Annotated in this window: 17 protein-coding genes and 1 CRISPR repeat array; of the genes, 7 read left to right on the plus strand and 10 right to left on the minus strand. The window is 57.2% G+C overall.

Annotated elements, in window-relative coordinates; genetic code table 11:
• Positions 1–332: 332 nt before the first annotated feature.
• From URZ40_RS07170 to URZ40_RS07180, 3 genes are all read left to right on the plus strand, one after another.
• Positions 333–3,044 (plus strand): glycosyl hydrolase family 18 protein, encoded by a 2,712-nt coding sequence (locus URZ40_RS07170; protein WP_320720154.1) that lies wholly within the window; start codon positions 333–335, stop codon positions 3,042–3,044.
• A gap of 108 nt (positions 3,045–3,152) precedes the next feature.
• Positions 3,153–3,593, plus strand: a complete 441-nt coding sequence (gene iagB / locus URZ40_RS07175; protein ID WP_116341012.1) for a type III secretion system invasion protein IagB — start codon at positions 3,153–3,155, stop codon at positions 3,591–3,593.
• 131 nt (positions 3,594–3,724) lie between these two features.
• The gene (locus URZ40_RS07180) at positions 3,725–5,551 is read left to right on the plus strand and encodes a glycoside hydrolase family 19 protein (RefSeq protein ID WP_320720157.1); all 1,827 of its coding nucleotides are present in this window, start codon (positions 3,725–3,727) and stop codon (positions 5,549–5,551) included.
• A gap of 114 nt (positions 5,552–5,665) precedes the next feature.
• On the opposite strand, the gene URZ40_RS07185 is transcribed toward URZ40_RS07180, so the two are convergent.
• The 4 genes from URZ40_RS07185 to poxB form a co-directional block, all read right to left on the minus strand.
• A complete protein-coding gene (locus tag URZ40_RS07185; protein WP_116341168.1) occupies positions 5,666–6,679 on the minus strand; it encodes an NAD(P)-dependent oxidoreductase in 1,014 nt (337 codons plus the stop codon).
• An 88-nt stretch (positions 6,680–6,767) separates the two neighbouring features.
• Positions 6,768–8,207, minus strand: coding sequence for a DUF2867 domain-containing protein (locus URZ40_RS07190; protein ID WP_320720161.1), 1,440 nt, complete (start codon positions 8,205–8,207; stop codon positions 6,768–6,770).
• Positions 8,208–8,217: 10 nt separating this feature from the next.
• On the minus strand, positions 8,218–9,219 hold the full coding sequence (ltaE, locus tag URZ40_RS07195; RefSeq protein WP_316380027.1) for a low-specificity L-threonine aldolase: 1,002 nt from the start codon (positions 9,217–9,219) through the stop codon (positions 8,218–8,220).
• Positions 9,220–9,257: 38 nt separating this feature from the next.
• Positions 9,258–10,976 carry a ubiquinone-dependent pyruvate dehydrogenase gene (gene poxB, locus URZ40_RS07200; protein ID WP_116341004.1) on the minus strand — a complete coding sequence of 573 codons (1,719 nt, stop codon included), beginning with the start codon at positions 10,974–10,976 and terminating at the stop codon, positions 9,258–9,260.
• A gap of 152 nt (positions 10,977–11,128) precedes the next feature.
• On the opposite strand from poxB, the gene URZ40_RS07205 reads away from it, so the two are divergent.
• Positions 11,129–11,563, plus strand: a complete 435-nt coding sequence (locus tag URZ40_RS07205) for a DoxX family protein (protein WP_320720166.1) — start codon at positions 11,129–11,131, stop codon at positions 11,561–11,563.
• 166 nt (positions 11,564–11,729) lie between these two features.
• Positions 11,730–12,056: direct repeats of the CRISPR family, unit length 27 nt; unit sequence TTCACTGCCGTACAGGCAGCTTAGAAA.
• Between the two features lie 85 nt (positions 12,057–12,141).
• On the opposite strand, the gene hcr is transcribed toward URZ40_RS07205, so the two are convergent.
• The 4 genes from hcr to aqpZ all read right to left on the minus strand — a co-directional run bounded on the left by hcr (position 12,142) and on the right by aqpZ (position 16,683).
• Positions 12,142–13,110 (minus strand): NADH oxidoreductase, encoded by a 969-nt coding sequence (hcr, locus tag URZ40_RS07210; protein ID WP_320720169.1) that lies wholly within the window; start codon positions 13,108–13,110, stop codon positions 12,142–12,144.
• 10 nt (positions 13,111–13,120) lie between these two features.
• Positions 13,121–14,773 carry a hydroxylamine reductase gene (hcp, locus tag URZ40_RS07215; protein ID WP_316380030.1) on the minus strand — a complete coding sequence of 551 codons (1,653 nt, stop codon included), beginning with the start codon at positions 14,771–14,773 and terminating at the stop codon, positions 13,121–13,123.
• A 144-nt stretch (positions 14,774–14,917) separates the two neighbouring features.
• Positions 14,918–15,817, minus strand: coding sequence for a lysine exporter LysO family protein (locus tag URZ40_RS07220; RefSeq protein WP_116340996.1), 900 nt, complete (start codon positions 15,815–15,817; stop codon positions 14,918–14,920).
• A 170-nt stretch (positions 15,818–15,987) separates the two neighbouring features.
• Complete coding sequence (aqpZ, locus tag URZ40_RS07225; protein WP_014831264.1) at positions 15,988–16,683, minus strand: aquaporin Z; 696 nt, start codon at positions 16,681–16,683, stop codon at positions 15,988–15,990.
• A gap of 291 nt (positions 16,684–16,974) precedes the next feature.
• Between aqpZ and URZ40_RS07230 the strand changes: the two genes are divergently transcribed.
• Positions 16,975–18,633, plus strand: a complete 1,659-nt coding sequence (locus tag URZ40_RS07230) for an ATP-dependent endonuclease (protein ID WP_320720172.1) — start codon at positions 16,975–16,977, stop codon at positions 18,631–18,633.
• Here the strand turns inward: URZ40_RS07230 and URZ40_RS07235 are convergent.
• Positions 18,630–19,586 (minus strand): VirK/YbjX family protein, encoded by a 957-nt coding sequence (locus tag URZ40_RS07235; protein ID WP_316380031.1) that lies wholly within the window; start codon positions 19,584–19,586, stop codon positions 18,630–18,632. The genes URZ40_RS07230 and URZ40_RS07235 overlap by 4 nt on opposite strands.
• A 159-nt stretch (positions 19,587–19,745) precedes the next feature.
• Here URZ40_RS07235 and macA point away from each other — a divergent pair, with 159 nt between their 5' ends.
• Together macA and macB are read left to right on the plus strand one after the other, a co-directional pair.
• On the plus strand, positions 19,746–20,861 hold the full coding sequence (gene macA, locus URZ40_RS07240) for a macrolide transporter subunit MacA (protein ID WP_061098716.1): 1,116 nt from the start codon (positions 19,746–19,748) through the stop codon (positions 20,859–20,861).
• A complete protein-coding gene (gene macB, locus URZ40_RS07245; protein ID WP_316380032.1) occupies positions 20,858–22,798 on the plus strand; it encodes a macrolide ABC transporter ATP-binding protein/permease MacB in 1,941 nt (646 codons plus the stop codon). Before macA ends, macB begins: the two co-directional genes overlap by 4 nt.
• Before the next feature lie 70 nt (positions 22,799–22,868).
• Here macB and cspD read toward each other — a convergent pair whose 3' ends face one another.
• Positions 22,869–23,090, minus strand: coding sequence for a cold shock-like protein CspD (cspD, locus tag URZ40_RS07250; RefSeq protein WP_006809408.1), 222 nt, complete (start codon positions 23,088–23,090; stop codon positions 22,869–22,871).
• Positions 23,091–23,311 lie beyond the last annotated feature (221 nt).

Genomic DNA, 23,311 nt, shown 5'->3' on the forward strand with positions numbered 1-23,311 from the left:
CTATTTCTTTCGGACAGTATCTCTCATTTGCTGGAATAGTGGTGTTTATTGGACAGCAGTTTGCTTTCATATTTTAAATATACAGGTCAAGTTTTTTTATAAATTTTTTTGATGGTGGAAGATAAGGACGTCTCTTTGCGCTCAGTGTATCGTAAGGGATATAAGCTACACGGAATATGGGCTTGTATCTTTTTATGGAGGAATACAACGCAGCAAAACGTTTTTTGTCACGGTTTTCAGGTTGGTTAAATACGCATTACGCGAAACGCATCCATGTTCTCAAGGAAGGCATGGGTTATTAACGTTACGAATAAATTTATCAGGAAATAAAAATGAAATTTATGAAGCCTAAATATCTGGCGCTTTTTGTTGCAGCCGCAACAAGCTCAGTATTTGCAGCGGCACCCGGTACGCCTACTATTAGCAGCGGTAATGACAAATTTGCGCTGGTAGAAGTAGACCAGGCTGCACAGGACTATAACAGCCTTGTCAAAGTTCACCCTGACGGCGTGGACGTGAAGGTTGAGTGGAATGTCTGGAGTGGCGACGCGCCAACCTCAGCGAAAGTGCTGCTGGACGGCACCACGGTCTGGTCTGGCGCGGGCAGCGCGTCCGGCTCTGCCACCTTCAAGGTGAAAAAAGGTGGACGCTACCAGGAACAGGTTGAACTTTGTAATGCCAGCGGCTGCACCAAAAGCGCCAGCAAGCTGATTATCGTTGCGGACACCGACGGTAGCCACCTGCTGCCGCTGAACGCGCCGATGCTGGAGAACAACAAAACCTTCGCACAGCATACCGATAAAGTGGTCGGTGCCTACTTCCCCGAGTGGGGCGTGTATGGCCGTAACTTCCCGGTTGATAAAATCCCTGCGGCTAACCTGAACCACATTCTGTACGGCTTCATTCCAATCTGCGGCGGTGACGGCATCAACGACAGCCTGAAATCTATCGAAGGCGGTAATAGCTTTGAAGCCCTGAAGCGCGCCTGTAACGGCCGTCAGGACTACACCGTGGCGATCCACGATCCGTGGGCAGCCCTGCAAAAGCCACAGTCCGGCGTCTCTAACTGGGACGACCCGTACAAAGGCAACTTTGGTCAGCTGATGGCGCTGAAAAAAGCGCATCCAGGCCTGAAAGTTCTGCCATCTATCGGCGGCTGGACCCTGTCTGACCCGTTCTATCAGATGAACGATCCGACCATTCGCGCCCGCTTTGTCTCCTCAGTGAAAGAGTTCCTGCAGACCTGGAAATTCTTTGACGGTGTAGATATCGACTGGGAATTCCCGGGCGGCGGCGGTGAGAACGCGGCGCTGGGCAACCCGCAGCAGGATAAGGCAACCTACACCGCCCTGATGCACGACCTGCGCGCGATGATGGATGAACTGTCTGCGAAGACGGGCCGTACCTACGAACTGACCACCGCGATTGGTTCCGGTAAAGACAAGATTGAAGATGTGGATTACACCACCGCGCAGCAGTATCTCGATCATATCTTCCTGATGAGCTACGACTTCTACGGCGCGTGGAGCAACACGGTGCTGGGTCACCAGGCGGCGCTGCGTGCACCAGCATGGCGTCCAGATACCGACTACACCACCGAAAACGGCGTGAATGCGCTGCTCCAGCAGGGCGTACAGCCTGGCAAAATTGTGGTGGGTGCGGGCATGTACGGTCGCGGCTGGACCGGCGTTCACGGCCAGACAGGCGACAATCCGTTCACCGGTACCGCAACAGGACCTGTTAAAGGCACCTGGGAACCGGGCGTGGTGGATTATCGTCAGATTGTGAACGAGTACAAAGGTAAGCCAGGCTGGGAATACGGTTACGATGCTGACGCGGAAGCGCCTTATGTCTTCAACAAGTCAACCGGCGATCTGATCTCCTATGAAGATGCGCGCTCTGCCGCTGCGAAAGGTAAATACGTTCTGGCCAACAAACTGGGCGGTCTGTTCTCCTGGTCTATTGACTCTGACAACGGCGACATTCTGAACGCCATGAACGAAAGCCTGCTGGGCAGCTCTACGCCGGTTGAGCCTGTGGTGACCAACCACGCGCCAATCGCGTCATCGACAGACCAGACCATCTCCGGTCCGGCCACTGTTACGCTGGATGGCTCCGCCTCAACCGACCCGGATGGCGATGCCATTACCTACAAATGGACCCAGATTTCTGGCCCATCTGTGACCCTCACCAACAGCACCAAAGCGAAAGCGACCTTCAACGTTGCGGCTGCTACCAGCGATCAGACTCTGGCGTTCCGCCTGACGGTGACCGACGCGAAAGGCCTGAGCAACGCGATTGATGTGCAGGTTGTGAACAAAGCGCCAAAAGCGAACCAGGCACCCGTTGTCAATGCAATGGAAGCGGTAACGCTGCAGGCGGGTGAAACCTACGCTCTGCATGCGCAGGCTGCGGATCCAGACGGTGATGCACTGACCTACGCCTGGAGCGTTCCAGCGGATATGCACGCGACCGGTACCGACACGGCGAATGTGAACATCACCGCACCGGAAGTGAGCTCCGCCTCTTCCTACACCCTGAGTGTTGTGGTGAGCGACGGTAAAACCAGCGTGCAGTCTAACGTCCAGGTGACCGTGAATCCGAAACCGGCTGACGTTACGCCACCTGCTGATGATGTGACGCCTCCAGCGGACGACGTTACTCCTCCGGCTGATGACGTTACACCACCTTCTGACGAAGGATCTGCAACCGGCAGCTGCGACGCGCCTGTTGATGCTAACGCCAGCAAGTATGCCGCGTGGGATGCCAGCAAAATCTACAACAATGGCGATACCGTCAGCTTCGACCATCTGGTGTGGAAAGCGAAGTACTGGACGCAGGGCAACCAGCCTGGCTTCGGTGTGGACGCATGGGAACTGGTCAGCGACGTGAAGATGAACTGGCGTTCTGACCTGGTCTACAACGGCGGTGATACCACCACCTACGAGGGCAACGTTTACCGTGCCAAATGGTGGACTCGCGGTGATAACCCGGCTAACAGCGATGTATGGGTGAAAGAAGGTCCTTCAACAGACTGCAAATAATATAGCCCGATAAACACTCACCATCCCCGTGAGGGATGGTGAGTGATTCAAAATTCATTTTACAGGATGTTGCTAAGGAGAAATCACTGACGCTTACAGCAGGTAAAAATGAAAAAGGTAATATTGTTGTTATTAATAATAAGCCAAAGCGCACTGGCAAATTGTTGGGACAGAGCAGCGCACTATTATCATGTCGATCCGTATTTATTGTATGCCATAGCCAATGTTGAATCCGGTATGAATCCGTATGCGGTTGGGCAAAATCATGACGGCACGCGAGATGTCGGGCTGATGCAGATTAACAGTACACATTTTACGGAGCTGGAAAGCAGAGGCATTGACGAATATCGGCTGATGACCGAACCCTGTACCTCCATCATGGTCGGCGCCTCCATCCTTTCAGGGATGATCAAGGTGTACGGCTATAACTGGGAAGCGGTAGGTGCCTATAACGCCGGTTTAAAAAAAGAGAATTATCCGCAGCGAATGAAGTATGCGCACAAGGTCTGGAAAAAATATCAACAGTTGAAATTAGCGGCGCAATATTAAGGTTTTTTATTTTTGAAGAATTCCCGAGGGTGTTCTTCGAAAAGTGAAAACAGCTGTCTGTGGTTTATTTATTAACGGATTAATACATAAGCCGGGATTTAACTTTAACTTCAATTAACAGGAATACTGAAATGAATAAAAGGACGTTACTGAGTGTACTCGTTGCCGGCGCATGCGTAGCACCGTTTATGGCGCAGGCTGCCTCGCTGCAGGCGACCACCAGTGAACCATACACCATGAAAGCCAGCGATCTGGCGAAGAAAGAGAAGGAATTGACGGATTTCCCGCTGATGGCCTCCGTTAAAGAGACCATCAAGACTCTGGACAACGCTCAGGTTGAACTGATTGAACCAGGCCGCGCGGCGAACCCGGAAAACGTGAAGCGCGTAGAAGGGATTGTGAAAGCCAGCGACTGGGAATACCTGTTCCCGCTGCGTGCTCAGGCATACACCTACAGCAACTTCCTGAAAGCGGTAGGTAAATTCCCGGCGCTGTGTAAGACCTACAACGACGGCCGTGACAGCGACGCGATCTGCCGCAAAGAGCTGGCAACCATGTTTGCTCACTTTGCCCAGGAGACCGGCGGTCACGAAAGCTGGCGTCCTGAAGCCGAATGGCGTCAGGCGCTGGTGCACGTGCGTGAAATGGGCTGGAGCGAAGGCCAGAAGGGCGGCTATAACGGCGAATGTAACCCGGACGTCTGGCAGGGCCAGACCTGGCCGTGCGGTAAAGACAAAGACGGCGACTTCCTGAGCTACTTCGGCCGCGGTGCGAAGCAGCTGTCCTACAACTACAACTACGGTCCATTCTCTGAAGCGATGTACGGCGACGTGCGTACGCTGCTCGACAAACCTGAGCTGGTGGCGGACACCTGGCTGAACCTGGCGAGTGCGATCTTCTTCTTCGCCTACCCGCAGCCGCCTAAACCAAGCATGCTGCAGGTTATCGACGGCACGTGGCAGCCGAACGATCACGATAAAGCCAACGGTCTGGTCCCTGGCTTCGGCGTGACCACCCAGATCATCAACGGCGGCGTAGAGTGCGGCGGCCCGACTGAAATTGCCCAGTCGCAGAACCGTATCAAGTACTACAAAGAGTTCGCGAACTATCTGAAAGTGCCCGTTCCGGCCAATGAAGTGCTGGGCTGTGCCAACATGAAGCAGTTCGACGAATACGGTGCCGGTGCCCTGAAGATTTACTGGGAACAGGACTGGGGATGGAGCGCTGATACGCCGGACGGTAAGACCTACTCTTGCCAGCTGGTGGGCTACCAGACGCCGTTCAGCGCCTTTAAAGACGGTGACTACACCAAGTGCGTGCAGAAGTTCTATAACGTCAATATCGTAAACGATGACGGCTCTGCCGTAACGCCGGACGAAACCCCGGTAACGCCAACGCCTTCCGAAGATGAAACGCCGGCACCGGCACCAGCGCCGACGCCGGATGAAACCCCGGCAGAGCCTGTAGTGGCAAACCATGCACCGGTTGCGCATATTGCGGGTCCAATCGGGGCTGTTGACGCGGGCGCACAGGTCTCTCTGAGCGCCGAAGGTTCTACCGATGTCGACGGCAATAAGCTGACCTATACCTGGCGCTCTCAGGACGGCCAGACCGTGACCGGCGAAGACAAAGCGGTAGTGACCTTCACTGCACCTGAGTCCGCAACGGCGCAGCAGATTGAAGTGAGCCTGACCGTCAGCGATGGCGAGCTGAGCAGCACCACCTCATATCTGCTGAACGTGAAGGCGAAAGCGACCCCGTCTCAGGACGAAGGCACTTCCGGCTCTTACCCGGCGTGGAGCGCGAACAGCAAGTACAACGCAGGTGATATCGTGAACAACCACGGTAAACTGTTCCAGTGCAAACCGTTCCCGTACAGCGGCTGGTGTAACAACGCCCCGGCATACTATGAACCAGGCGCAGGTCTGGCATGGTCTGATGCCTGGACGGCTCTGTAAAAGCAAACGGCAACCGAAAGGTTGCCGTTTTTGTATTTGCACTTTCCCCTCACCCTAACCCTCTCCCCGGAGGGGCGAGGGGACGGTACGGTGCTGTTGCAGGCGGGCAAAACGCTAGCGATGAAGCTTCCCGTGATCCCGTAACCATGCCGCCGTGCGCATAATGCCTTCATCCAGCGTCACAATCGGTTTATACCCCAGCTCGTTCTCCGCCCGCGAAATATCCAGCGTAAAATCAAAGTTGAGCTTCGATACCCCATAGTGCGTCAGCGCAGGCTCTTTGGCGGATTTACTGCCAAAACGCTCCATGCTGCGGGCGATCATGTCCAGCATCGGGTAGGGCACGGAACGGATACGGCAGTCGATCTGCAGTTCATCAATCAGCCGCTGCACAATACTGCGCAGCGTACAGGGTTCGCCGTTGGTGATGTTATACGCGCGCCCGGAAATCAGCTTGTCGCAGTCCGGCTGGCTTGCCAGCCACATGGCGTGGACAGCATTTTCGTAATAGGTCATATCCACCAGCGCATCGCCGCCGCGCGGCAGCAGCACGCTGCCGTAGTGGTGCATCATCTGCGCCAGACGCGGAATAAACACCTTGTCATGCGGCCCGAACAGGCTCTGCGGACGCAGGACCGTAAAACGGGTGTGCGGGTTTGACTGGGCCAGCAGGTCGATCACCTCTTCGCTGGCCGCTTTACTGCGGGCAAACTCACAGGCAAAGCGAGCAGGACGGAAATCCTCCTGCACGTCGCGATGGTGGTGATAGTCGAAATAGAGCGACGGAGAGGAGATATGGATAAAGTTACGCACGCCCCAGGCGACGGCCCATTCGCCCAGACGACGCGTGGCGCGCACGTTGGCGAGATCGAAGGCTTCCTGGGTTCCCCACGGGGAGGTAAAACTGGAGCAGTGCCACAGCGTGTCGATACCGGCGAGCATCACCTTCGCCTGCGAGGAGACCAGCTCCGTCAGGTCGGCATGGACAAACTCCGCGCCCATTTTTTGCAGCAGTTTACCCATCGCTTCGTTGCGACCGGTGGCCCTGACGCTGATGCCCTTGTTGCGCAGAAATTCGACCGCATTTCGGCCTAAGCCGCTGGTCGCCCCGGTAACCAGTACCTTCATATCAATCCACTGTGTTGAAAAGAATTTCGTGCGCATTCTTTCGTGAATTACGATGTGTTGCAATGGGAAAGGTGAAAGAAAGAGGGTTTTATTGAGTTATTTTCGTCTTTTGTTCTGCCAGTTGCGCAATGCGTTTCGCCATCCCTCTGAAGATAAACAGGTGCGCGGGGATCATCAGTAGCCAATAGAACAGACCCGGCATCCCGTGCGGGTGCCACCAGGCGCGAACGTCCAGTTCCCGGTAGTCGCCTTTGTCCCTGAGCGTAAAGCAGAGCCGCCCCAGGCCCGGAGCCTTCATGCCGAACAGCAGCGCCAGCTGTTTTTCCGGTTCGACGATGATCACCTTCCAGCTGTCGACCGTATCGCCCACGTTGAGATATGGGGCGGCAGGACGACCTTTCGCCAGACGATGGCCTACCAGCAGATCCAGCGCGCCGCGCGTTTGCCAGAGGATATTGCCGAAGAAATAGCGCTCTTTGCCGCCGATCTGGTTCACTACCTCCCACAGCGCGTGGAGACTGGCAGAGGTTTTTACCGTGCAGCCCGCCTGCTTCGGGTAATAGCCGTATTCGGGCCGCCAGCGGGCAAAGGCCTGGGCGTCGTAACCCCAGTCGCTGGAGTTCACCAGCTTCTCTTCTTCCTTCAGCGTATGGCGCACCGCGTCGTCAAAGCGGATCAATTCCTGGGGGATCAACGCGCGCAGCGCGCGATCGTCCGCCAGCAGATCGTGCTTCAGCCCCTGGATCAGCGCCTTCGCGGTCGTCGGGGGAACCGAGGTGATCACATTCAAAAACCACACCGATATCCAGCGGGTCGGGAAGGGGATGGGGATAAGCCAGCGGCGGCGTCCGCTGACGCGCATAAAGTGTTCGAACTGTTCCTGATAGCTCAGCACCTCCGGGCCAGCGGCTTCCAGCACGCGGTGTTGCTCTGTCGGGTGATCCAGCAGGGCCACCAGATAATGCAGCAGGTTCTCCAGCGCAATCGGCGTGGTGCGCGAACGCACCCAGCGCGGCGGCGTGAGCACCGGCAGGTTGTAGACCATGTCGCGCATCACCTCGAAGGCGGCGGAACCCGCGCCGACGATGATCCCGGCGCGCAGCTCGGTTACGGGAATATTCGCCCCGCGAAGCGTGTCGGCCGTCAGCTGGCGGGCGCGCAGGTGATCGGACTGCTCGTGTTCGGGCGCCTGAAGCGAGCTTAAAAAAATCACCTGCTTCACCGGCGTTTGCAGCAGGGCATCGCGGACGTTCATCGCCACCTGCCGCTCGTGGGCGATGAAATCGCCGCCTTCGCCCATGCTGTGAACCAGGTAGTAAAGCGTGTCGACCCCTTCCAGCAGCGCGGGAAGCTCCTTCGGCCAGTTGAGATCGACGTTGTGACAGGTCACGCCTGGCAAAGTGAGTTTTTGCAGACGCTCGGTGTTGCGTGCCGCTGCCCGCACCTGATGCCCCTGCTGGCTTAACGCAGAGGTGAGATGCTGACCAATATATCCGCTGGCGCCAAGCACCAGAATGCGTTGCGGCACGTGATGCTCCTTAGCGCTGTAAAAACGCCTGCCAGTGTTTCACCACGTCCGCCAGCTGTTCGCGGCTCGCGTCGAGATGCATCACCAGACGCACGATCGGGGAGGCGTTGATCAGCACGCCACGCGCTTTCATAAATTCGCCCAGCGCAGCGGCGTGCTCTTCTCCCACGCGAACGAACAGCATGTTGGTGTCATGACGCATCACGTCTGCGCCGATCTCGCGCAACTGCGTCGCCATCCACGCGGCGTTGTCGTGATCGTCCTTAAGGCGCGCCACGTTATTTTTTAACGCGTACAGCCCCGCGGCCGCCAGAATGCCGGCCTGACGCATGCCGCCGCCGGTCATTTTACGCCAGCGGTTGGCGCGCTTGATGTAGTCCGCATTGCCGACCAGCAGGGAGCCCACCGGTGTACCCAGACCTTTTGAGAGGCAAATGGTGAACGAGTCGCAATACTGCGTTATCTCTTTCAGTTCGCAGCCGTACTCCACCACGGCGTTGAAGATACGCGCGCCGTCAACGTGCAGGCCGAGCCCTCGCTCGCGGGTAAATTCCCACGCCGCTTTCAGGTACTCGCGCGGCAGAACTTTGCCGTTGTGGGTGTTTTCGAGGCTGAGCAGCCTGGTGCGGGCGAAGTGAATATCGTCGGCTTTGATTTTCGCCGCCACTTTGTCGAGCGGCAGGGAGCCGTCCGGTGCGGCGTCAATCGGCTGCGGTTGAATGCTGCCGAGCACGGCAGCACCGCCAGCTTCGTAGAGATAGTTATGCGCGCCCTGGCCGACGATATACTCTTCACCGCGCTCGCAGTGGCTGAGCAGTGCCACCAGGTTCGCCTGCGTGCCGGTTGGCAGGAACAGTGCGGCTTCCTTGCCGCTCAGCTCTGCCGCATAGCGTTGCAGTTCGTTGACCGTCGGGTCATCGCCGTAGACGTCATCCCCGACCGAGGCGGCCATCATCTCTTCTAGCATGGCACGGCTCGGGCGGGTAACGGTATCACTACGCAAATCAATCATTTCACATCCCTTTAGTTTAAGAGGTCATGCGAAATGTTTTACCTGAGCCAGTTGGTTTTTGCCAGTTCGATCACTTCGTCACCGCGCCCGCTGATGATGGCGCGCAGCATGTAGAGGCTAAAACCTTTGGCCTGTTCCAGCTTGATCTGCGGCGGGATGGCCAGCTCTTCTTTGGCGACGACGACATCTACCAGTACCGGGCCGTCGATAGAGAAAGCGCGTTGCAGGGCTTCATCCACCTCGGAGGCTTTCTCTACCCGAATACCGGTGATGCCGCAGGCTTCGGCGATGCGCGCGAAGTTGGTGTCGTGCAGCTCGGTGCCGTCCGTGAGATAGCCTCCGGCCTTCATCTCCATCGCCACGAAGCCCAGCACGCTGTTGTTAAAGACCACGATTTTCAGCGGGAGCTTCATCTGCACCACCGACAGGAAATCCCCCATCAGCATGCTGAACCCGCCGTCACCGCACATCGCCACCACCTGGCGCTCCGGTGCCGTCGCTTTTGCGCCCAGCGCCTGCGGCATGGCGTTGGCCATCGAGCCGTGGTTGAACGAGCCGAGCAGTCGGCGCCTGCCGTTCATCTTCAGATAGCGCGCCGCCCAGACGGTTGGCGTGCCGACGTCGCAGGTAAAAATGGCGTCGTCGTCCGCAAAATGGCTGATCTGCTGCGCCAGATACTGCGGGTGAATGGCTTTGTCGCTCGGTTTGGCGAGGTCGTCCAGCCCCTTGCGCGCGTCGCGATAATCGCTCAGGGCTTTATCGAGGAACTTGCGATCGGTTTTCTCTTCGAGAAGCGGCAGCAGGGCGGCAAGGGTGGATTTGATATCGCCCACCAGCGCCATATCGACCTTACTGTGTGCGCCGATGCTGGCCGGGTTGATATCAATCTGAATAATTTTGGCATCCGTCGGGTAGAAGGCACGGTACGGGAACTGGGTGCCGAGCAAAATGAGCGTGTCGGCATTCATCATGGTATGGAAGCCGCTGGAGAAACCGATAAGCCCGGTCATGCCCACATCAAAGGGGTTGTCGTATTCCACGTGCTCTTTGCCGCGCAGGGCGTGGACGATAGGCGCTTTGAGCTTACCGGCGAACTCAAGTAATTCTTTATGCGCGCCCGCGCAGCCGCTGCCGCACATCAGGGCGATATTGCTGGAGTAACGGAGCAGCTGCGCCAGCTTTTTCAACTCTTCTTCCGCAGGCGTCACCACCGGCTGCGGGGCGTGGTACCAGTGGGTGCTGGCCCCTTCCGGCGCGGCCTTGAGCGCCACGTCGCCGGGGATGACGACAACTGACACACCACGGTTCAGCACGGCCTTGCGCATGGCGATCGCCAGCACCTGCGGGATCTGCTCCGGGGATGAAACCAGCTCGCAATAGTGGCTGCATTCACGGAACAGCTCCTGCGGATGCGTCTCCTGAAAATAGCCGCTGCCGATTTCGGAAGAGGGGATATGGGCGGCAATCGCCAGCACCGGCACGTGGTTACGGTGGCAGTCGAACAGGCCGTTGATCAGATGCAGGTTGCCCGGCCCGCACGAGCCCGCACACACGGCAAGCTCTCCGGTGAGCTGCGCTTCGGCACCCGCGGCGAAGGCGGCGACCTCTTCATGGCGGGTGGGCATCCACTCGATGGTCTTCATCTTGTTGAGGCTGTCGCTAAGCCCGTTCAGGGAATCGCCGGTTACGCCCCAGATACGTTTTACACCTGCCTGTTCAAGGGTCTTCGCTATGTATGCAGCCACGGTTTGTTTCATGGTTGTCCGTCTCCTTTTTGTGATATCGCTTACAAGCTTAGAAGAAAGTCACTGTATTGCCTGCTCTTTACCCCTCAATTAAAGGTGGTTTTCCTGTGCGATTATTCAGCATAATCTGGTCATCACTTGGATGGAAACAGGAATCATTTCAAATGGTTAAATCAATGTTAATTGCTGTTAATGAAAAGCTGTCTCACGACGATTTTGGCAAACTCTTGTTACGACTTACCGTCGGCGGGCTGATGCTGTTTCACGGTTTGCACAAGCTATTGGGCGGTGTGGGGTTCATCAGCGGCATGCTGGTGGAAAAAGGGTTGCCGGGGTTTATCGCTTACGGCGTGTTGGTTGGTGAAGTGGTGGCACCGATACTGATTATTGTCGGCCTCTTCACGCGCCCGGCCGCGCTGGTGCTGGCGTTTACCATGATCGTGGCGTGGCTGATGGTGGGAATGGATGAGACATTCGCGCTCGATAAGGTCGGTGCATGGGCGATTGAAAGCCTGGTGTACTTCTTTATTGGCTCGCTGACGGTGGCGTTTTTAGGGGCAGGGCGGTTTGCGCTGGGGAAAGGTCCGGCGTGGCGGTGAAAGTTGGGTGCTGGAATGAAGGAAGGGGTCTACGGACCATTTTTTATTGGTGGGTTTTAAGTGATTGATTTTATTAGGTTGAATTGTAAGTGGTAAAAAAAGGGTTTAAGGGGAATTTTTAGGGGAATTCTTTATCTTACAAGGTTATAGGTGTAGATTGTTCCAGTTCACTGCCGTACAGGCAGCTTAGAAAAGCCAGCCACTGAGTCCGTCCCACTCGCAGCACTTCACTGCCGTACAGGCAGCTTAGAAAGAGCGCCAGAGTAGGACAACCAGCACGCCGCCGTTCACTGCCGTACAGGCAGCTTAGAAAAAAAACAATCGTCGTAAACCCGCCCCAGCCAGGTTCACTGCCGTACAGGCAGCTTAGAAAATACAGATCAATGTTTGAGCCGTCATTAGCTTGTTCACTGCCGTACAGGCAGCTTAGAAAATCGTTACCGCTGCGGCGATTTTGCCATTCTCGTTCACTGCCGTACAAGCAGCCTGCACAATCCAGGTCGGGTATACGCAGTGTCATCCGACAAAAAGCCCGGTGGCGCTGACGCTTACCGGGCCTTCGACCGAACGTTTACCGTTTATGCGAGGATCAGGTCCCCCTGCGGGTGGCACGAGCACGCCAGCACGTAACCCTCGGCAATCTCCGCGTCGGACAGCGTCATGGTGCTGGTGACGGTGTACTCCCCGGAAACGACCTTCGTCTTACAGCAGCCGCACACGCCCGCACGGCAGGCCGCTACTACCGGTACCTTGTTGCTTTCCAGCGCTTCCAGCAGCGTGGTGCCCACGCGGCCAAAGAAGGTCTGCGCGGGCTGCAGCTTGGTGAACAGAATCCCGCTGCTTGCCGCTTCCGCCACCGGCGTGAAGAACTGCTCTTTAAAGAAGCGGGTTACGCCGAGCGCTTTCACCTCTTTCTCCACGATATCCATGTACGGCGCCGGGCCGCAGGTCATTACGGTACGGTTCGCAATGTCCGGCACGCTTTGCAGCAGCTCACGGCTCAGGCGGCCGGGCACAAAGCCGTGTGTCGCGTTGTGTTCCGCCACCAGCGTCACCGGATAATCACGCCACTCCTCGGCGAAAATAACGTCTTCCGGAGAGCGCACGCTGAAGATCGCCTGCACGTCGGCCTGCGGGCGGTTCTTCGCCAGCCAGCGGCGCATCGACATAATCGGCGTTACGCCGCAGCCCGCCGCCAGCAGCAGGAATTTATCGTCTGCCTTGTCGTCACAGGTGAAATCTCCCTGCGCGTCGGACAGCCAGATGTAATCTCCGCGCTTCACGTCACGGGTCAGCCACTGAGAGCCGGCACCGTCATCAATGCGGCGGACGGTGAGCGTGATGTACTCGCTCACGCCCGGTGTGGAGGAGATCGTGTAGGCGCGCAGGGTGTCCGCCGAATGGCGGACGCTGACCAGCGCATACTGGCCTGCACGGTACGGATAGTAGTCGTGACAGAGCAGCGAAAGCGTCCACACATCCGGCGTCTCCTGATGGATGTGATGAACCTGCATCCGCCACGGACATTGTGAGGTTGGCATGGTCATGAATAGCTCCTTACGCGCTCAGCAGTTGCTTCATATCATCTTCAACGTTGGTGACTGAACGCAGACCGAATTTCTCGTTCAGAACGGCCAGCAGGTCCGGCGTCAGGAAACCTGGCGCAGTCGGGCCGGTCACGATGTTGGTCACGCCCAGAGAGAGCAGGGTGAGCAGGATGACAATCGCTTTCTGCTCAAACCAGGAGAGCACCAGGGAGAGCGGCAGATCGTTGACGCCGCAGCCCAGTTTTTCCGCCAGCGTGACCGCCAGAATAATGGCCGAGTAGGCATCGTTACACTGGCCCGCATCAATCAGGCGCGGCAGACCTTCGATGTCGCCGAAGTCCAGCTTGTTGAAACGGTATTTACCGCACGCCAGGGTCAGGATCAGGCAGTCTTCCGGCACGCGGGTGGCGAAATCGGTGAAGTAGTTACGTTCGCCGCGCGCGCCGTCGCATCCGCCGACGAGGAAGATGTGGCGCAGCTTTTCACGGCTGACGAGATCGATCAGCGAGTCAGCGGCGCCGAGAAGCGTCTCGCGACCGAAGCCGACGGTGATCAGGTGCGGAATTTCGCTGTACGGGAAGCCCGCCATCTGCTGCGCCTGGGCGATAACCGGGCCAAAATCGTCGCCTTCGAGGTGGCTCACGCCCGGCCAGCCGACGATGCTGCGGGTCCAGATGCGGTCGTCATACGCGCCCACGGTCGGGTCGATGATGCAGTTAGAGGTCATCACGATAGGGCCCGGGAAACGGGCAAACTCCACCTGCTGGTTCTGCCAGCCGCTGCCGTAGTTACCGATCAGATGCCTGAATTTACGCAGCTCCGGGTAGCCGTGCGCCGGCAGCATTTCGCCGTGGGTATAGACGTTAACACCGGTGCCTTCGGTCTGCTTCAGCAGGTTGTAGAGATCTTTCAGATCATGACCCGAAATCAGGATGCACTTGCCTTCGGTCGCTTTCACGTTGACCTGTGTCGGCGTCGGGTGGCCGTAGGTGCTGGTTTCACCAGCATCCAGAATGCTCATCACGCGGAAGTTCATCTGGCCGATTTCCATTGAGCACTCAAGCAGGGCGTTCATATCGGCAGGCCAGGTACCCAGCCACGCCATGATCTTGTGGTACTGAGCGTAGATGTCATTGTCGTACTGACCGAGCACGTGCGCGTGCTCCATATAGGCCGCAGCGCCTTTCAGGCCGTACAGGCACAGCAGGCGCAGGCCGAGAATATTCTCGCCAATCGCCGCTTTGTCTTTATTCGGGGTAAAGTCTGCCGCCTGGCGCTGGAGGTCGCCCAGATCGTCGCTCACCAGCTGAAGCTCTGACATAGGATTGTCCACATGAGCGTTAGCATCCACCTTCAGGCACTGCGCCTTCAGCGCTTCGCGCAGGGCAATCGCTTCACGGGCATAGCCGACGATGCGCGGAGAGTCGAAGTTAACGTTGGTCAGCGTGGAGAAAAACGCGCGCGGGGCGAAGCTGTCGACGTAGTGGTCGACGATGCCGTATTCGCGGGCTTTGAACGCCCATGCGGAAAGGCCTTGCAGGGCAGCAATCAGCAGGTCCTGCAGGTCAGATGTTTCTGCGGTTTTGCCGCACATACCCTGTGCGTAAGAGCAGCCATTGCCTGCCGGGGTACGGATGGTTTGTTCACATTGCACACAAAACATAATCACACCTGTTAAAGTTATATTTGATATACATGTTTAAGATTATGCCTGTGCCTGAACGGTGAAAAGGGCTTTCTGCGACAAAATAGGGGGAGATTGATTTAGCGCAATTTTGGCGGCAGGAAACCTACCGCCAAAGAAGTATCAGGCGGAGAAGAAGGCCATCATAACCGGAACCAGCAGACTTAAAATAAAGCCGTGTACGATGGCGGCGGGCACCATCTCCAGCCCGCCTGAACGCTGAAGGACCGGCAGGGTAAAGTCCATCGACGTCGCGCCGCACAAGCCCAGCGCCGTTGAGCGGCTGCGGCGAACCAGACCCGGGATCAGCATGATGGCAATCAGCTCTCGCGCCAGATCGTTAAAGAAGGCGGCGCTGCCGATGACCGGGCCGAAGGATTCGGTCAGCAGAATACCGGAGAGGGAGTACCAGCCGAACCCGGAGGCCATCGCCAGGCCGGTCTTCAGAGGCAGATCGAGAATAAAGGCATTAATGACGCCCGCCACCATTGAGCTGGCGACAACCATAACGGCAACGATCATTCCCCGACGGTTCAGGACGATCTGTTTCAGCGTCATGCCGTTATTTCGCAGCTGAATGCCAATCAGGAACAGCAGGAAGATCAGGGTATATTCGCTGGCCTCTGTCGCGTGCTGTAAAAATGTCCATCCGGTAAGGCCCAGAAGAAATCCGAGCACCACGACGCCGCAGAGCTTTAATGATTCCAGCGCCATTGCAATTCGGGAGGGCAGCTTTTCCTGGTGGTGATTATTTTTCCACGGAATAGTGCGTTCCAGCCACAGCAGGGCGGCAATATTGCACAGCAAAATAACCACCACGGTGACCGCAGAATAATGCAGGATGGAAAGTAAATTCGTCGCCAGATTATCCAGGAAGGCCAGGCTGATCCCCATAAAGAACAGAATGACGTAAACAATCCAGCTGAGAAAACGGTTGATAAGCTTTAAGGCCGATTCATGACGCAGCGGAATAAGATAGCCCGCAATCAGGGGCAGCAGAATAATGAGGAGTCCTGAAAACATGAACAGCCGGTCCTTTTGAGTATTCGTTAAGCGCCAGAGACACTACCCAATAAAGGCTATTCAGTAAAGCGGCAAAAGAAAGCCGGGTGGCGGCTGCGCCTTACCCGGCTTGTATGTGCGGCCTGTTGCCCACACCCCGGCCCTCTCCCACGGGGAGAGGGAGGGATAGATTAATCGCGTTTTTCCAGCAGGGTGCGGTAAAGCACGCCGCCCAGAATACCGCCGACGATCGGCATCACCCAGAACAGCCACAGCTGCTCAAGCGCCCAGCCGCCCTGGAAAATGGCCACCGCGGTGCTGCGCGCCGGGTTCACGGAGGTGTTGGTGACCGGAATAGAAATCAGGTGGATAAGCGTCAACGCCAGACCGATGGCAATAGGCGCAAAACCTGCTGGCGCGTATTTGTCGGTTGCGCCGTGGATCACCAGCAGGAAGCCTGCGGTCAGCACAATTTCAATGACGATGGCAGACAGCATGGAATAACCGCCCGGAGAGTGTTCGCCGAAGCCGTTAGAGGCGAAGCCGCTGGCCGCTGCGTCAAAGCCCGCTTTACCGCTGGCAATGACGTACAGAACGCCCGCCGCAATAATACCGCCAACCACCTGCGCCACGATGTAGCCAATAACCTCTTTTGCCGGGAAACGGCCGCCCGCCCATAAACCTAATGTCACCGCCGGGTTAAAATGACCGCCGGAAATATGCCCTACGGCAAACGCCATGGTTAATACGGTTAAACCAAACGCCAGCGCGACGCCGACAAAACCAATGCCTAATTCAGGGAATGCTGCTGCCAGAACGGCGCTACCGCAACCACCAAATACCAGCCAGAATGTACCAAAGCACTCTGCTGCCAATTTTCTAAACATAACCACCTCAAAATTATTTTCCACGCGTTTTCCCGCGCGCGGGATATATCGCCATAAAGGGATGACGACTCAAAGAGCCCGTATTTTAAAAACCAACAACACCCCTTCGCCACTTAAATAAATTCGATTAATTTGATTTAAGGCAATGTGATGTCAATCCTTGTTCAAGTCAGCGGTAAATAGAGCATAGTTCAAATCTCGCAAGGATGAATGTTCTGCTGTCGTGCCAGGATTCCTGCCGCTATACTGCTGATAACTTAAAGGAAAAAGTGATCATTTCGCGGGGGATTTATGCTTCTCGAACGTGTGGAAATTGTCGGGTTTCGCGGTATTAACCGCCTGTCGCTTCAGCTGGAGCAGAACAACGTCCTGATCGGCGAGAACGCGTGGGGTAAGTCCAGCCTGCTGGATGCGCTGACGCTGCTGCTTTCACCCGAAGATGATTTGTACCACTTTGTTCACGATGATTTCTGGTTCCCGCCCGGCGACGTGACGGGCCGCGAGAAGCATCTGCATATCATCCTGACGTTCCGCGAATCCGAGCCCGGCCGTCACCGCGTGCGTCGCTTCCGTCCGCTGTCGCCCTGCTGGGTGCCCTGCGACGATGGTTTCCACCGGATTTTCTACCGTCTGGAAGGGGAGATGGCGGAAAACGAGGGGGTGCTGACCCTGCGTGAATTCCTCGACGAGAAAGCCAACCCGATCACGCTGGAGAATATCGACGATCTTGCGCGTCATCTGATCCGCCTGACGCCGGTGTTACGCCTGCGCGATGCGCGCTTTATGCGCCGTATTCGTAACGGCACCGTACCGAACATGCCGGAAGTGGAAGTCACCGCCCGCGAGCTGGATTTTCTGGCGCGAGAGCTGGTGTCGCGTCCGCAGAATCTTACCGATGGTCAAATTCGTCAGGGGCTGTCCGCGATGGTGCAGCTGCTGGAGCACTACTTTTCCGAGCAGGGCACGTCGGAGTCCCGCCATCGTTTGATGCGCCGCCGCTCTCATGATGAACAGCGCAGCTGGCGCTATCTCGACATCATCAACCGGATGATTGACCGGCCCGGCGGGCGTACCCATCGGGTGATTTTACTGGGGCTGTTTTCAACGCTTCTGCAGGCGAAGGGCACCGTGCGTCTTGACCGGGACGCCCGGCCGCTGCTGCTGGTGGAAGACCCGGAAACGCGCCTGCACCCCATCATGCTCTCCGTGGCATGGCACCTGCTCAATCTGCTGCCGCTCCAGCGGATTACCACCACCAATTCCGGTGAACTGCTATCGCTGACGCCGGTGGAGCACATCTGCCGTCTGGTGCGCGAGTCCTCCCGCGTATCCGCGTACCGCCTCGGACCCGGCGGGATGAATGCCGAAGACGGGCGGCGTATCGCGTTTCACATCCGCTTTAATCGCGCTTCGTCGCTCTTTGCCCGCTGCTGGCTGCTGGTTGAGGGGGAAACGGAAACCTGGGTCATCAACGAACTGGCGCGCCAGTGCGGCCATCATTTTGATGCAGAGGGCATTAAGGTCATCGAATTTGCCCAGTCGGGATTAAAACCGCTGATAAAATTTGCCCGCCGAATGGGAATTGAATGGCATGTGCTGGTGGACGGTGACGAGGCGGGGAAAAAATATGCCTCAACCGTGCGCAGCCTGCTGAACAACGAGCGCGAAGAAGAGCGCGACCACCTAACGATGCTGCCCGCGATGGACATGGAGCATTTTATGTACCGTCAGGGCTTTGACGACGTATTCCACCGCATTGCGATGGTGCCGATCGACGTACCAATGAACATGCGGCGCGTGATCGCCAAAGCTATTCACCGTTCGTCAAAACCGGATTTAGCCATTGAAGTGGCGACGGAAGCGGGAAGGCGGGGCGTGGAGGCCGTTCCGACGCTGCTGCGTAAAATGTTCTCCCGCGTGCTGTGGCTGGCACGCGGAAGGGCGGATTAACGCCGGGTTGCCTGTTCTACCTGCTGAATGAGGCTATCCAGCAGCGCGTAGCGGCGGCGATATTCAGAACGTTTTTTGCTCGCAATCTCGTCCATCGGTTTACGCGGCATGGCAAGCGGCAGCATAAAGTGGCCGCTATCCTGTTTTTCCCCACCGAGGGAACTCCAGAAGCTGTCGTAATCGGCCAGCAGTTTCCCCTCTTTTTTCTTGCGGTAGCGCCAGCTGCGATAAATATGGGTGGCGTTACTGACGGCAACGATCTGCGCGACCGGGAATGCGGCGCCGAACGTCATGGCGGCTTCAACCAGCAGGCGTTTCGGGAACAGGCCGTGGCAGGCCTTCGTCGCTTTCTGGATCTGCTCATGGGGAACATGCGCTTTCGCGCCCTGCAAACCGCCGATGAACAGCGTCGATTTTCCTTCAAACTGGCAGAGCGTAAAGGTTAGCTCCGCCAGCACCGTATTCTGACCGTCGCAGAAGGTGAGGGTGGCCTCGCCCTCTTTATCCAGGAACGCATCGGCACACAGGCGGACGGTAAATGGCTGGTCATCTTTCCCGGTTAAGGTCAGCAGCGTAGTCCCCTGCGTCGAAAGATAGCCCTTCAGGAGCGTGGCCGGAAGCTGGCGGCTCATGGCCTCATAGTGCCAGTTCAGGGATTCCAGCGCATGCTGGCGGTCCATTTTCACCGTCAGCCAGGGACGGTGAAGCCGACACGGCAGACCGGGCTGCACCTGCAACATCTGCATCAGACGAGGCTGCTTAGCGAGGTTCGTTAACAGGCGAGACGTGCTCACGGGCGTTGCCAGCGAACGCAGCATGAACTTACGGCGATAGGCGGGGTTCTGCCATGCAAGGCCGGGCGCGATCTTACCGAAGGCCAGGTTTTTGAAGAGCTGCCAGCCGGATGTCGGCTGCGTCAGGTCTGAAAGAGGTGTATCGACGATAGAAGACATGATAAATCCTGAGTCTTTTGGAATACCGCTATTTCAGCAGGGGAAATATCAACGTCTTGTAAACAAATTAAGGTGATTTCGGAGAACGGGGGTTTCGTTAAGGAGTCGTTTAGATAGAATCAACGTTTATTATTGCCAGAACATTTAGTTGGAATATTTATGAACCTCAAGGGAAAACGCAGAACGCTGTTTCTGCTGCTGGCGCTGGTGATTGTAGCCGGTGGATTCTGGTTATGGCAGGTGCTCAACGCGCCTGTGCCGCAGTACCAGACGCTAATCGTTCGTCCCGGTGAACTGCAGCAAAACGTCCTTGCGACGGGCAAACTTGATGCGCTGCGCAAAGTTGACGTCGGCGCGCAGGTCAGCGGCCAGCTGAAAACGCTGTCGGTAGAGATTGGCGACAAGGTGAAAAAAGGCCAGCTGCTTGGCGTTATCGATCCCGAGCAGGCTGAGAACCAGATCCGCGAAGTGGAAGCTACGCTGATGGAGCTGCGCGCGCAGCGTGCGCAGGCGCAGGCAGAGCGTAACCTGGCGCAGGTAACGCTGACCCGCCAGCAGGCCCTGGCGAAAACCCAGGCTATTTCAAAGCAGGATTTAGACACCGCCGCGACTGAACTGGCGGTGAAACAGGCGCAGATTGGTACGATTGACGCGCAAATCAAGCGTAATCAGGCCTCGCTGGATACGGCGAAAACCAACCTTGATTACACAAAGATCGTCGCGCCGATGGCCGGGGAAGTGACGCAAATTACCACGCTGCAGGGCCAGACGGTAATTGCCGCCCAGCAGGCGCCAAACATTCTGACGCTGGCGGACATGAGCACCATGCTGGTGAAGGCCCAGGTCTCCGAGGCGGATGTGATCCATCTTAAGCCGGGGCAGAACGCCTGGTTTACCGTACTCGGCGACCCGCAAACCCGCTACGAAGGCGTGCTGAAAGATATCCTGCCGACGCCGGAAAAGGTTAACGACGCCATATTCTACTATGCGCGTTTCGAAGTCCCGAACCCGAAGGGCGTGCTGCGTCTGGACATGACCGCCCAGGTGCATATCCAGCTGACCGGCGTGAAGAACGTGCTGACCGTTCCGCTCTCCGCGCTGGGTGAATCCGCCGGGGACAATCGCTATAAGGTGAAAGTGCTGCGCAACGGCGAGACGCGCGAGCGCGAGGTGGTGATTGGCGCGCGCAACGACACCGACGTGGTGGTGGTAAAAGGGCTGGAAGAGGGCGAGGAGGTTGTTGTCAGCGAAAGCCTGCCCGGAGCCGCTAAATGACCGCGCTGCTTGAGCTGAATGACATTCGTCGCAGCTATCCGTCGGGCGACGGCCCGGTGGAGGTGCTGAAGGGCATCTCCCTGCGGGTGGAGGCGGGCGAGATGGTGGCGATAGTAGGCGCCTCGGGTTCTGGTAAATCGACGCTGATGAACATTCTCGGCTGCCTGGATAAGCCCACCAGCGGTACCTACCGCGTGGCCGGGACGGACGTCTCAACGCTGGACGGCGACGCCCTGGCGAAGCTGCGCCGGGAACACTTTGGCTTTATCTTCCAGCGTTACCATCTGCTCTCTCACCTTAGCGCGGCGCAAAACGTAGAGGTGCCCGCGGTGTATGCGGGCGTTGAGCGGAAGAAACGCCTTGAGCGCGCGAAGGGGCTGTTAACGCGTCTGGGGTTGGCGGAGCGGGTGGATTACCAGCCGTCGCAGCTGTCCGGCGGCCAGCAGCAGCGCGTGAGTATTGCACGTGCGCTGATGAACGGCGGGCAGGTGATCCTCGCGGATGAACCGACCGGAGCGCTCGACAGCCATTCTGGCGAAGAGGTGATGGCGATCCTGCATCAGTTGCGCGATCAGGGCCACACGGTGATTATCGTTACCCACGATCCGCAGGTGGCGGCCCAGGCCGAACGCATTATCGAGATCCGCGACGGTGAGCTGGTGAGCAACCCGCCGCCGCGCGAGGCCAGAACGGCGGCACCGAAGGAAGCGCTGCCTGCTTCGACCGGTTGGGGACAGTTCTCCAGCGGCTTTCGTGAAGCGCTGACCATGGCCTGGCTGGCGATGGCGGCCAATAAAATGCGCACCCTGCTGACCATGCTCGGCATCATCATCGGTATTGCCTCGGTGGTGTCGATAGTGGTGGTGGGCGACGCGGCCAAGCAGCTGGTGCTGGCGGATATTCGCGCTATCGGCACCAACACCATCGACGTTTATCCCGGCAAAGACTTTGGCGACGACGAGCCGCAGTATCAGCAGGCGCTGAAGTATGACGATCTGGCGGCGATTCAGAAGCAGCCGTGGGTTAACTCCGCCACGCCTGCGGTCTCGCAAAACCTGCGTCTGCGCTACGGCAATATCGACGTGGCGGCCAGCGCTAACGGCGTGAGCGGCGATTACTTTAACGTCTACGGCATGACCTTCAGCGAAGGCGCCACCTTCAACGCCGAACAGCTGGCGGGCAGGGCGCAGGTGGTGGTGCTGGACGCGAACTCGCGCAGGCAGCTCTTCCCCAATAAAGCGAACGTGGTGGGCGAAGTGATCCTGGTCGGCAATATGCCTGCCACGGTCATTGGCGTGGCGGAAGAGAAACAGTCGATGTTCGGCAGCAGCAAGATCCTGCGCGTCTGGCTGCCGTATACCACCATCTCCGGGCGGATTATGGGCCAGTCCTGGCTCAATTCCATCACCGTGCGCGTGAAGGAGGGCTATGACAGCGCGCTGGCGGAACAGCAGCTGGAGCGGCTGTTGAAATTGCGCCACGGGAAGAAGGATTTCTTCACCTGGAATATGGACGGCCTCTTGAAAACGGCGGAAAAGACCACACGTACTCTTCAGCTGTTCCTGACGCTGGTGGCAGTGATCTCGCTGGTCGTCGGCGGTATCGGGGTGATGAATATCATGCTGGTGTCGGTGACCGAACGCACCCGGGAGATTGGCATCCGCATGGCGGTCGGGGCCAGAGCCAGCGACGTGCTCCAGCAGTTTCTGATTGAGGCGGTGCTGGTGTGCCTGGTGGGCGGTGCGATGGGCATTGCGCTCTCGATGATGATTGCCTTTGCGCTCCAGCTCTTTTTACCCGGCTGGGAGATTGGCTTCTCGCCGATGGCGATACTCACCGCATTTTTGTGTTCCACCTTTACCGGCATTTTGTTTGGCTGGCTGCCTGCGCGCAACGCGGCGCGGCTGGATCCGGTGGACGCGCTGGCTCGGGAATAACCCGAAAATAAAAATGCCAGCCGATCGGGCTGGCATTTTGACTGCGGGATGTACACAATAAAACAGAGAGCTATGCAACCGTTTCTGCTTCAACGGGTACGATAAGGCTTGCATGATTGCCTTTTGGCCCCTGGTGTACATCGAACCGGACGGATTGCCCGGCTTTGAGCGTCCTGTAACCATCCATCTGAATGGTGGAATAGTGAGCGAAGATATCTTCGCCGCCGCCTTCGGGGCAGATGAAGCCAAACCCCTTGGCGTTGTTGAACCACTTAACAGTACCCATTTCCATGCTTCGACATCCTTCGTAAATCTTATAAATTAAGATGGAATGAACCGGTGGTGGAGTGGGGGCTGTTCAAAACCTCGCCATCTCACGCTTGTACAATTTAGATAAACGAAAGACGTCGTCAAGCGTTTGGCGCTGGAGTTGGGACAATAATCAACCAAAGTTTGAAGCAGTTAACGCTATTGCAACAGTTTGTGACAGACATCGCGGATGACAGTAATAGA

It is taken from the genome of Enterobacter sp. 296B2, from assembly GCF_034106185.1.
Lineage (GTDB): Bacteria > Pseudomonadota > Gammaproteobacteria > Enterobacterales > Enterobacteriaceae > Enterobacter > Enterobacter cloacae_N.

What these genes read in the sequence shown, in the direction of transcription:
- URZ40_RS07230 (WP_320720172.1), top strand. Translation starts at nt 16,975, where the DNA reads ATGCTTCTCGAACGTGTGGAAATTGTCGGGTTTCGCGGTATTAACCGC.
- cspD (WP_006809408.1), bottom strand. Translation starts at nt 23,090, where the DNA reads ATGGAAATGGGTACTGTTAAGTGGTTCAACAACGCCAAGGGGTTTGGC.
- ltaE (WP_316380027.1), bottom strand. Translation starts at nt 9,219, where the DNA reads ATGATTGATTTGCGTAGTGATACCGTTACCCGCCCGAGCCGTGCCATG.
- URZ40_RS07205 (WP_320720166.1), top strand. Translation starts at nt 11,129, where the DNA reads ATGGTTAAATCAATGTTAATTGCTGTTAATGAAAAGCTGTCTCACGAC.
- URZ40_RS07180 (WP_320720157.1), top strand. Translation starts at nt 3,725, where the DNA reads ATGAATAAAAGGACGTTACTGAGTGTACTCGTTGCCGGCGCATGCGTA.
- hcp (WP_316380030.1), bottom strand. Translation starts at nt 14,773, where the DNA reads ATGTTTTGTGTGCAATGTGAACAAACCATCCGTACCCCGGCAGGCAAT.
- aqpZ (WP_014831264.1), bottom strand. Translation starts at nt 16,683, where the DNA reads ATGTTTAGAAAATTGGCAGCAGAGTGCTTTGGTACATTCTGGCTGGTA.
- macB (WP_316380032.1), top strand. Translation starts at nt 20,858, where the DNA reads ATGACCGCGCTGCTTGAGCTGAATGACATTCGTCGCAGCTATCCGTCG.
- URZ40_RS07235 (WP_316380031.1), bottom strand. Translation starts at nt 19,586, where the DNA reads ATGTCTTCTATCGTCGATACACCTCTTTCAGACCTGACGCAGCCGACA.
- poxB (WP_116341004.1), bottom strand. Translation starts at nt 10,976, where the DNA reads ATGAAACAAACCGTGGCTGCATACATAGCGAAGACCCTTGAACAGGCA.
- hcr (WP_320720169.1), bottom strand. Translation starts at nt 13,110, where the DNA reads ATGACCATGCCAACCTCACAATGTCCGTGGCGGATGCAGGTTCATCAC.
- URZ40_RS07185 (WP_116341168.1), bottom strand. Translation starts at nt 6,679, where the DNA reads ATGAAGGTACTGGTTACCGGGGCGACCAGCGGCTTAGGCCGAAATGCG.
- URZ40_RS07220 (WP_116340996.1), bottom strand. Translation starts at nt 15,817, where the DNA reads ATGTTTTCAGGACTCCTCATTATTCTGCTGCCCCTGATTGCGGGCTAT.
- URZ40_RS07170 (WP_320720154.1), top strand. Translation starts at nt 333, where the DNA reads ATGAAATTTATGAAGCCTAAATATCTGGCGCTTTTTGTTGCAGCCGCA.
- iagB (WP_116341012.1), top strand. Translation starts at nt 3,153, where the DNA reads ATGAAAAAGGTAATATTGTTGTTATTAATAATAAGCCAAAGCGCACTG.
- macA (WP_061098716.1), top strand. Translation starts at nt 19,746, where the DNA reads ATGAACCTCAAGGGAAAACGCAGAACGCTGTTTCTGCTGCTGGCGCTG.